This window comes from Helicobacter saguini (assembly GCF_000762875.2).
Lineage (GTDB): Bacteria > Campylobacterota > Campylobacteria > Campylobacterales > Helicobacteraceae > Helicobacter_A > Helicobacter_A saguini.
Map to the genome: position 1 here is coordinate 1 of NZ_JRMP02000059.1, position 692 is coordinate 692.

Genomic DNA, 692 nt, shown 5'->3' on the forward strand with positions numbered 1-692 from the left:
TAGATTCTATCCCACCTTGTAAGATTACACCATAAAATGATATAAAGATATTATATTCATCTAGGCTTTGTTTATCTTGTTTTGTATGAATGTTTATGATTGATAAAAGTTCTTTTATATCAATGCTAAGATTTGATTTTTCTATGCTAATGATTATATCGCTATTATGCTGCAAGATTCTAAATCTTTGTGGTTTAAACTTATTTTTCATAGCATTTCCTATTTGATAGATTCTGGGTAATATTCAAGCGTTTTATTAATATAGCATTTAATGATAACATCTTTACTATTTTCTTTTAAATTATTGCAAAATATTTGCGTTCTAGGTGTTATGTATCCTATTAGTTTATTTGCTATTTCATTATTGCTTATAAGTGGCTTTCCTGCTTTATCTACACTTGTAAAAAATATTGCTTCATGCAAGGCAAATAAATTAGCTAAAGGTGAGTTTATGTTGATATTTATAATCTCATTTTTGCTTAAGATTTTTATGTATATTTCATTATCTTGTAAATACAAGATTCCATCAATTACATCACTAGCATCATTTTTAATCAACTTTTTATTATCATTAGTTTTACTTGTAGCTTCAAAAAGTGTTTTATCTATAGTAGCATAAAGCCAATGTGGTGGATTATTAACACTTATGGGATTATTATCATCATAATCTCCTTCTTGCAAAGCTTTATTTA

At 25.7% G+C, this 692-nt stretch carries 2 pseudogenes; both read right to left on the reverse strand.

The window, feature by feature from the left end:
* Positions 1 to 211: pseudogene (locus LS64_RS12150) on the reverse strand (hypothetical protein); the annotation flags it as partial.
* 8 nt (positions 212 to 219) lie between these two features.
* Positions 220 to 692 (reverse strand): annotated as a pseudogene (locus LS64_RS12690) (lipase family protein); the annotation flags it as partial.